The following is a 9,071-nucleotide window of genomic DNA, read 5'->3' on the forward strand; positions in this document are numbered from 1 at the left end:
ACATACTGCAACACCGGGGGGAAGTCGGCAAGTTCGGGAAAATCGACGCGAGAGCGGCGAACCGGAGGACTGGACAAAATGGGTTACTTTGATTCATCAGGCGAAAATTGTGATCGGAAGTGACGGCTTCAGTTCGTACACTGGACTCGGGAGAACGAAATGCTCGAAGCGAACCCGCAGGCACGGATTGTCTTGACCACCGAAAGCACGCTGGATGAAGCCAACAAGCTGGGCCGCACGCTGGTAGAGGAGCGGCTGGTGGCATGCGCCACGCTGCTGCCGGTTGTCCAGTCGATTTATTTCTGGAAAGACCACATCCATTCCGCTCCTGAAACCATGGTCATGTTGAAGACGAGCGCGGATAAGATCGAGGCCCTGGAAGCACGCATGCGCGAGTTGCACAGTTACCGCATACCGGAGTTCCTGGTCATTCCAGTGGAACAGGGCAGCAAGATCTACCTCGATTGGTTATTTGGAACCCTGGCAGAGCATAAGTAGCGGCGAATGCCGCTAATTCTTTGCGCCGCGCCAGCATCCGGGCGCGGCCGGGATCTTTCGCGTATCTGATATTCTGAGCTTCAGCTGTTATGCGTTGGCTCTTTATTGCTCTTTTGATTTCGGTAGCCGGGTTGCTGGCGGCGGCTGCGGGTATGGTGCACCACATCCTGCGACAACGCACAGTGCTTAAAAGTCAACTGCCTGAAGGCGACGCCGTTGTGATCGGGAAAACCGAAGCATCCGACTTGGAGTCAGAAAGTTAAGGAAACAAACGTGGAAAACGGAATTTCGAAGCCCATGGCTTCAGAGATCGCGTATCCTGCCGCGTCACAGGGATTGCGCACCGCCGGAATCGTGCTGGCGGGTAGCGCCCTGGTAGCGTTCTGCTCGCACATCACTCTCCCGCTTTGGTTTACACCGGTTCCGTTGACCCTGCAGCCCTTTGCCGTGGTTCTACTTGGACTTCTACTTCGACCGCGCGTGGCAGCCGCCACACTGGGAGCTTACCTGGTTGAAGGTGCGTTGGGGCTGCCGGTGTTCGCGCCCGGAATAGCCTTTGGGGCTGGCATGGCGCACCTGCTCGGACCGACCGGCGGATATCTGATGTCGTATCCGGCCGCGGCAGCCTCGATCGCGTATCTGTGGAGGCGCAGCGGGCGAGGATTTTCGGCTGCATTGTCAAGCGCGGCCATTGGCAACGTGGTTATTCTTTTGTGCGGGTTTGCGTGGCTTGCGGCGTGGACGCATGGTTCTTTAAGAACTGCTTTCGCGCTGGCGGTCCTTCCCTTCCTTCCAGGCGACGCGCTAAAGGTGGTGGCCGCTGCGGCCATTGCCAAGGGGCTCGAACGGGTTCGCCGCAGCCGCTAACGGCGCACCGTCGCCAAACCGCATTGTGGTTTTTGTTGAAAGGATCTTTGTCTCAGTGAGCACCAAGCATTCTGAATCAGCCGTCTTGAATTCGACCCGGGAAATTTCTATTGCACATAGCCCCGACTCGGATGATGCCTTCATGTTCTATGGCCTGGCCACCAATAAAGTTCGGGTGCCGGGATACAAGTTTTCCCATACCCTGTGCGATATCGAAACCCTGAACCGTCGCGCACAGGACGAGGCCTTTTACGACGTGACGGCGATCAGCTTCCACGCCTATCCTTACATCCAGGAAAACTATGCGCTGATGGGCTGCGGCGGCAGCGTAGGCGAGGGCTACGGGCCGATGGTTATCTCGCAGCGCCCCCTGGCGCTTGACGATCTGAAGCGCGTAAAGGTGGCCGTACCGGGCACAATGACCACGGCGTACCTGGCGCTGAAGATCTTCAATCCGGAAATTGAGACGGAGGTCGTCCCCTTCGACCAGATCATTCCTGAAGTGCTGGCCGGCAAGTACGAGGCGGGGCTCATTATTCACGAAGGGCAGCTGACCTATTCGAGAAGCGGTCTCCACAAGATCATTGATCTCGGCGTGTGGTGGAGAGAAACGACAAAGCTGGTGCTGCCTTTGGGCGGCAACGCGATTCGGCGCTCGCTGGGAGCCGATTCGCACAAGATCATCTCGAAGGCGCTGCGCGACAGCATCCAGCACGGGCTCGATCATCGGGAGCAGGCACTGGAATACGCCATGCAGTTCGCGCGCGATCTGGACACCAGCCTGGCGAGCCGCTTTGTCAGCATGTATGTGAATGAGCGGACGCTGGACTATGGTCCAGACGGACGCGAGGCAATCCGCAAGCTGCTGGATCTTGGTTATGAGCGCGGAATCATTCCCATCGCACCCAAGGTCGAGTTCGTCGACTGAGGGCGGCTTCAGACCAGGTAATTTGAATCTGCCAATTTTCTCGGAACTGTTCTAAAGATTCTCTAATCTCGGCCGATGCAATTGGGTATTGGGGCAAGCCAATGCTTTTGAGTCGAGATGAGCTTGTGTCTGCGCTTTTTTGCGAGACCGACCGGGCGCAGCGCCTGAAGATGCCGCTGGCGCTGATTCACATCGGATTTGCGGATCAGGTAAGCCGGCAATCTGCGCACGAAAACGCTCGAGACGAAGAAACGGTGCGCCTGATCGTTGAGGGCGTCACGCGGATATTGCGCTGCTACGATTCCGTGGGTCGCGACGCCGACGGAGAGCTAGCCCTGATCCTGCCGGGGTGCAGCCTCTTCAATGCGAAAACTCTGGCTGAGCGCATACGCGACGGCGTTTTTGGATCACCATTCGAAGTCTGTGGTGAGGAGATTCGCCTGAAAGCCTGCTTCGGCGTCGTGTCTAGCCTCGGTCGGTCGCCGTTTGTGGTGTTGCGCGAGGCCAGGAAAGCATTGCAGCGAGCACAAGCAACGGGATTGGGGTCGATTCATTGCCTGGGAGCAGCGGATGAATTGGACCCTGGTGGGTTCCTTGTCCCCGTTCTGCAGGACGAATCGCTACGGTGGTAGTGGCTCTGTAAGTGAGACGCATCAATGCGCGGCAACTGTGAGATCCGACGTGGCGGACTCGAGAAATTCCTGGAAGACCTCGTTCGAAAGCATGCGGCCCTGAGCGGTGAGTTGCGCTGTTTCACCGTCAAATGTGAGCATGCCGCGATCCGTTAGTAATCCGACGACTTCGAGAGCGCGGGCAACCATTTGGTTGCCGAATTCCTGACGGAGGGCGGAAACAGAAACCCCGCCGTTTAGTCGGAGACCGAGAAACCATGCCTCTTCGTGCTGGCGCGCCGGTGAAAGCCACGCCATCTCGGGCGGTTGCGGCACTTCGAGGTAAGCCTTCAAGTCGTCGGTGTTGGTAAAGCGCAGAACGTGGGCTGGCGAGGCACTATTTGGTGATTCCACGGATTCGCGCAGCATGGACGAAGCGTCGAGCCCCAGGCCGAGATAGGGGCGGCGCTGCCAGTAGCGCAGGTTGTGCCGCGATTTGCAGCCGGGACGCGCGAAGTTTGAAATCTCATACTGCGCCAATCCCGCGACGGCAAGGCTATCGATGGCGCTCTCGTACATGCGGGCAATGGTATCGTCGCTGGGAACCAACCCGGCGTGGTAGCGGGCGCCTCCGGCGAGCAGCTCGCGGCCGAGACGCGACTCGTCGTCGACCTCGAGCATGTAGATGCTGGCATGAGGGATGTTGGCCTCAACGAGCGTTGCAACGGATTCCTGCCAGGACGCGAATGTCTGTCCCGCGAGGCCCGCGATCAGGTCGATGTTCAGGTTCGTAATCCCCGCGGAGCGCAGGCGCTTCAGGTCCTCGAGCACTACAGCCCGGCTGTGGAGTCGGCCGCTCTGCTGGGCTTCGCGGTCGATGAAGGACTGAACACCGAGGCTGATGCGAGTGACGCCCGCCTTGGCAAGCGCTGCAAGGGTCGTGTCGGAAATCTGGCCCGGGGCGCACTCGACTGTGATCTCGGCATCAGATTCCACCGTAAATTCCCCGTGAATGGCAGCGAAGAGTTTGGCAATCAGATCCGGTTCGAGCAGGCTCGGTGTTCCGCCGCCGAGATAGATGGTGTCGACGCGGGCCGGTAGATCTGCGTGAAGGTTCTCGCTCCATTGGCGCGCGCCGCGCATCTCATCGATGAGGCGTTGGATGTACCGGGCGTGTTCGCCGGCCGGATATACGCCCGATGCAAAATTGCAGTAGGTGCATTTGGAGCGGCAAAACGGGATCGATACGTAAATGCCGAGTTGTTCGCTCGCGGACGCTGCCATAATCTGATTCTTTCATGCCTCCGGGAAACCGCACAGACCCACTCCGGGTTGGCGCCACAAGTGTAAGAGGAGACGTCTTTGAAGGCCTGGCCACTTCTTGCCATCTCAATTGTTCAGTCATTCCTATGCCTAGCCCATTGGTTCCTGTATCGGACATGGATCGACTTCTGGCGGCCGATGAGCACCACAGCGGTGGACGCATTGCGGATCGCTTTTATCGTGCTCTCGTTCGTCTTCATGACTGCGACACTCCTGGGATTTCGTTCGTCCAATCCTGTCGTGCGGATTTTCTACAAGGCCGCCGCGCTGTGGATGGGGCTGGCGAACTTCCTCTTCGTCGGCGCGGTGATCGCGTGGCTCGTGGATCTGCTGTTGCGCTCTTTCGTTCCAGCGGCAACAAGAATCGCCGACAGGCCGTACATCGCCGGGACGCTTCTTGTCGTGGCAATCGTGACCGCCGTGTATGGTCTGGTGAATGCCCGAAATATCCGCTTACGGCGGGTTACCGTGAAGTTGTCCGGCTTGCCGCAGAACTGGCGAGGACGACAGGCGCTGCTAGTGAGCGATCTGCACCTGGGGCACGTCAATGGGCTCGCGTTCGCACGACGGATCGCGAAAATGGTCGGCGACTTGAACCCCGCAATCGTCTTTCTTCCCGGAGACATGTTTGACGGCAGCAAGGTCGACCCGCTTGCAATGGCCGCGCCCTTACTGGAGTTGAAGCCGCCCCTGGGGATGTACTTCGTCGGCGGCAATCATGAGGAGTTTGGTGGAGCTGCACATTTTGAAGAGGCGCTCCGGGGTGGCGGAATTCGCGTGCTGCACAACGAATGCGCTGTCGTCGACGGTGTGCGCATCGTGGGCGTAGCCTATGGGCACTCGACCTATCCACTGCAGATGCGCACGTTTCTCGAAGGACTGAGGCTGAAGGACGGACCGCCCAGCATTCTGCTGAATCACGTGCCGAGCCAGCTGCCGCTGTCCGAACATGCCGGGGTGAGCCTGCAGCTTTCAGGACACACCCATGGCGGCGGCCAGATGTTTCCCTTCAACCTGATTACGCGGCGTGCCTTCGGCAAATTCACTTATGGGCTGCAAAGCTTCGGCGAGATGCAGGTCTATACGTCGAGCGGGGCTGGAACGTGGGGTCCGCCGATGCGTGTCGGAACCCATTCCGAGATTGTGTTGCTGACCTTCGCATAGAAGTGTTCTCATAGTCCTTCCGTTTCAAGCGATCGTTTTGTTCTCGCGAAAGGTAGCCATGAGATTGTTCAGTGATTCGTCCAGCAAACGCTTTCTTCTTAGTCTCGTCTCCGCGTCTCTCATAACATTTGTCGCCCCAGCTCAGCAAGCGCGTACCGACTCACCGACACCGGCGCAGCAGACGCTGGAATTCCCGACGGTGTTGTATGGCGCCGCGTACTACAACGAGTACATGCCCGGTGATCAGGACGCGCGTCTCCCGACGGACGTCGCAATGATGAAGGCCGCCGGCCTTAATGTGGTGCGCATGGGCGAGTCGACGTGGAGCCTGTGGGAGCCGGAAGACGGACGCTTTGAATACGCGTGGATGGATCACATTGTGGATGCGATGGGAAAAGCCGGCATCAAGGTAATCCTCGGCACGCCCACGTATTCGATTCCCGCTTGGATGGCGCACCAACATCCGGAGATCCTTGCGGACCGCATTCCGTCCGGCCCATTCGGCGGCAAGGCCGTGCCTGGCGTGTACGGCATGCGTCAGAACATGGATACAGATTCGCCCGCGTATAGGTTTTATGCGGAGCGGTTGATCCGCCACATCGTCGCGCACTACAAGGACAATCCCACGGTGATCGGCTGGCAGCTCGACAACGAGACTTCGAGCTACGAGGCCGCGAATCGAGATGTATTCATCGGCTTCCAACACTATCTCGAGAAGAAGTTCGGCACTCCTGAGGCTCTGAGCAAGGCGTGGTTCCTGAACTACTGGGGCGAGAACCTGCACACATGGGAAGACCTGCCCACCCGGGAAGGCACCATTTCCACGAGCTACAAGCTGGAGTGGACACGCTGGAGCCAGATGCGGGTGACGGACTTTCTGCACTGGCAGGCGGAGCTGGTTCGCGAATGTGCCGGAACGCGGCAGTTCGTCACCACGGATTACGGCGGCATGATGCGACATGACGTGAATGAAGAGGCCATTGCTGAAGCACTCGACATCCCCGCTGACAACATTTACCACGGTACCCAGGATCACTACGACGGCGCGATCCAGTCGATCCAGGGCGACTTCACACGCTCCTTGAAGCATTCGAATTTTCTTGTGACCGAAACCAATGCGCAAACCATTGGATGGAGTTCCGAAGGCCAGTTTCCGCCCTACGATGGGCAGCTGCGTGAGGATGTATACACGCATCTTTCGAATGGCGCCAACATGGTGGAGTACTGGCACTGGGCGTCCATCGCGGCAGGGCAGGAAACCTACTGGAAGGGGATTCTCTCCCACGATCTTGAGCCTAACCGCGCCTACGGTGAAATGAGCCGTACGGCACACGAGTTGCAGAAAATCGGGCCACACCTGGTCGGGCTGAAAAAGAAAAGCGACGTTGCGATTCTGTGGAGCCGAGACTCCGCCAATGCGATCGACTTCATGCCCTACGGCGGGCCGGTTCCTACATTTAGCTGGACGCACAGCCCTCAGGGGTACGACTCACTGGTGCAGCAGATCCACCGCTCTCTGTATGACCTGAATGTGAGCACGGATTTTGTGTTTCCGGAGAGCGGGGACTTCTCCGCTTACAAGTTGTTGATCGTGCCGGCACTTTACATCTCGGATGATGCCCTGTTGCAACGCATCTCAGACTATGTGAAAGACGGCGGCCACGTGCTGATGACGTTCAAGAGCGGATTTGCAAACGAGAACTCCACTGTCCGCTCCGTGCGGGCGCCGGGCCCGCTGCGAGAGGCAGCGGGATTCAGCTACCAGGAATTCTCAAACCTCGAACACCCTCTGGCACTCAAGGGAGATCCGTTCCACGTGGGAGAGACAGACAAGAATGCGAACCAGGTGAGCTATTGGGCGGAGTTCCTTATGCCGGAGCACGCAAAGGTGCTGGCTTATTACGATCATCCGTTTTTCGGAAAGTGGCCTGCGATTACTGAGAACCAGTTCGGTCAGGGTACGCTGATTTACGAAGGAACCTATCTTTCTGGCGCGCTACAAACGGCGGTCCTGAAACAGGCCCTAGAAGAGGCCGGGCTTGCGGGGCCCGATCAGCAGCAACCTGCAGCGGTGCATGTGACGCATGGCGTGAATCGCATGGGCAAGCGTGTGCACTATTACTTCAACTACTCCGGTGGCGACGTAGAAGCGATCTACTCGTACGGCCCAGGAACAAATCTGCTGAATGCGAAACCGGTGTCAAAGACAGATTCGCTGGCGCTCGGAGCGTGGGACTTGGCAATTGTGGAAGAGAAATAGGATTGCGCGAGGTGCAGGGAAGGCGAAACCCATGTTCTAACTATGCAAAAGGCTTCCGCAAATGCCGCTGAGCGTGAGCCGCACATGCAGCATTTTAGCACCATTTCCGAGCATTGCAACCGGGGAATATTCTCCATATAAATATTTAATTATCAATCACTTGTAGCCGAGTTAAACTTAGCGCCGGATTCTCAAAATCGGACAACTGCGGATAGTACAGGGGGCATCCCAGTGAAGGCCGGCGTTACGTACGCGTAAGAGGTGCAGCGCGGCATACACAGGAGCACTTCAATGGCAAATCAACAAGGCTCACAGCAAGGTTCCGGCAGCGGTACTCACAGCAATCAGGATCCAGCCCAGAAGAGTGGCACAGGCCAGCAGGATCCGTCTCAGAAGAGCGGCAGTGGCCAGCAAGGCAAGCCGAACGACATGAACAAGGGCGGCAATCAGCCGGGCAGCGGAAGCCAGCACTCCGGTGGCTCTGGTAGCAGCAATCGATAAAACTGCCGCAATGACGCCCATGGCGAAACTTCTGAGGCGTCTCTAGAATTTGAATTGAATCTGAAAAAAGGACCCACGTTCTCCAAAAGAGGCGTGGGCCTTTGAACTTTAATCATCATTCCGCCCATTCTCGTCCGCAAATTGCACCATGAGATGCATTTGCAAACCGTGTTGCACCCGTCACAGGCGGCCAGTCTTCTATTGGCTATCATCGGTGAGTCTGAAAGACCTTGGAACGCTGATTCCCCGACGAGAGACGAAAGAGGACTTCAAGTGAGCGAAACACCACAATCTGCTCCCGCCATCGATTCCGATGAAAAGCCTGCAACGATCCGAACGCGCCTGCATGGCGTCGAACTCTTGTTCAATTCCCGGCTAAACAAAGGCACGGCGTTCAACGAGCAGGAACGTGACTTATTCGGCCTGCACGGTCTACTGCCGCCGCACATCGGCACGCTTGAAGATCAGCGCCTGCGCCGCAAGCGCGTGATTGATTCGCGCGATACCGCATTCGGCAAGTACAGCAACATGCGAGATCTGCAGGACAACGATGAGACCCTGTTCTACTCGATGATCGAGCACTATACAGAAGAGTTGCTCCCGATTGTTTATACGCCGGCGGTTGGAGAAGGATGCCAGCGCTTTTCTGAAATCTGGCGGCGGCCTCGCGGACTGTTCATCAGTTATCCGAATCGACACAGAATCGATCAGATTCTTGCCGACCGTCGCTACGATGACGTGCGCTGCATCGTTGTCAGCGACGGAGAGCGCATCCTCGGCCTCGGTGACCAGGGCGCCGGCGGCATGGGCATACCTATCGGCAAGATGGCACTCTACACCGCCCTTGGCGGCATTCCGCCAGAACATTGCCTGCCTATCCTGCTGGACGCAGGCACCGACAACGAGAAACTACTGAACG

General features: G+C 57.7%; 9 protein-coding genes. 8 read left to right on the top strand and 1 reads right to left on the bottom strand.

Features of this window, described 5'->3' with window-relative positions; translation table 11 throughout:
• The first annotated feature begins 159 nt into the window (after positions 1-159).
• The 4 genes from cutA (at position 160) to WA354_RS19240 (ending at position 2,925) form a co-directional block, all read left to right on the top strand.
• On the top strand, positions 160-498 hold the full coding sequence (gene cutA, locus WA354_RS19225) for a divalent-cation tolerance protein CutA (protein ID WP_472814634.1): 339 nt from the start codon (positions 160-162) through the stop codon (positions 496-498).
• A gap of 273 nt (positions 499-771) precedes the next feature.
• Positions 772-1,365: a biotin transporter BioY gene (locus tag WA354_RS19230; protein WP_472814635.1), complete on the top strand. Its 594-nt coding sequence runs from the start codon at positions 772-774 to the stop codon at positions 1,363-1,365.
• 43 nt (positions 1,366-1,408) lie between these two features.
• Entirely contained in the window at positions 1,409-2,293 is an 885-nt protein-coding gene (locus WA354_RS19235; RefSeq protein ID WP_472814643.1) for an MqnA/MqnD/SBP family protein, read from the top strand.
• Positions 2,294-2,418: 125 nt separating this feature from the next.
• Complete coding sequence (locus WA354_RS19240; RefSeq protein ID WP_472814636.1) at positions 2,419-2,925, top strand: GGDEF domain-containing protein; 507 nt, start codon at positions 2,419-2,421, stop codon at positions 2,923-2,925.
• A gap of 21 nt (positions 2,926-2,946) precedes the next feature.
• Here WA354_RS19240 and hemW read toward each other — a convergent pair whose 3' ends face one another.
• On the bottom strand, positions 2,947-4,188 hold the full coding sequence (hemW, locus tag WA354_RS19245; protein ID WP_472814637.1) for a radical SAM family heme chaperone HemW: 1,242 nt from the start codon (positions 4,186-4,188) through the stop codon (positions 2,947-2,949).
• Between the two features lie 78 nt (positions 4,189-4,266).
• On the opposite strand from hemW, the gene WA354_RS19250 reads away from it, so the two are divergent.
• From WA354_RS19250 to WA354_RS19265, 4 genes are all read left to right on the top strand, one after another.
• Positions 4,267-5,391 carry a metallophosphoesterase gene (locus WA354_RS19250; RefSeq protein ID WP_472814638.1) on the top strand — a complete coding sequence of 375 codons (1,125 nt, stop codon included), beginning with the start codon at positions 4,267-4,269 and terminating at the stop codon, positions 5,389-5,391.
• 58 nt (positions 5,392-5,449) lie between these two features.
• Positions 5,450-7,651: a beta-galactosidase gene (locus tag WA354_RS19255; RefSeq protein WP_472814639.1), complete on the top strand. Its 2,202-nt coding sequence runs from the start codon at positions 5,450-5,452 to the stop codon at positions 7,649-7,651.
• 291 nt (positions 7,652-7,942) lie between these two features.
• The gene (locus WA354_RS19260; RefSeq protein WP_472814640.1) at positions 7,943-8,152 is read left to right on the top strand and encodes a hypothetical protein; all 210 of its coding nucleotides are present in this window, start codon (positions 7,943-7,945) and stop codon (positions 8,150-8,152) included.
• A 273-nt stretch (positions 8,153-8,425) separates the two neighbouring features.
• Positions 8,426-9,071 (top strand): NAD-dependent malic enzyme (locus tag WA354_RS19265; RefSeq protein WP_472814641.1); only part of this gene is annotated, 646 nt, incomplete at its 3' end.

It is taken from the genome of Occallatibacter sp. (assembly GCF_049802275.1).
In the GTDB taxonomy this organism is placed as follows: Bacteria; Acidobacteriota; Terriglobia; order Terriglobales; family Acidobacteriaceae; genus Telmatobacter.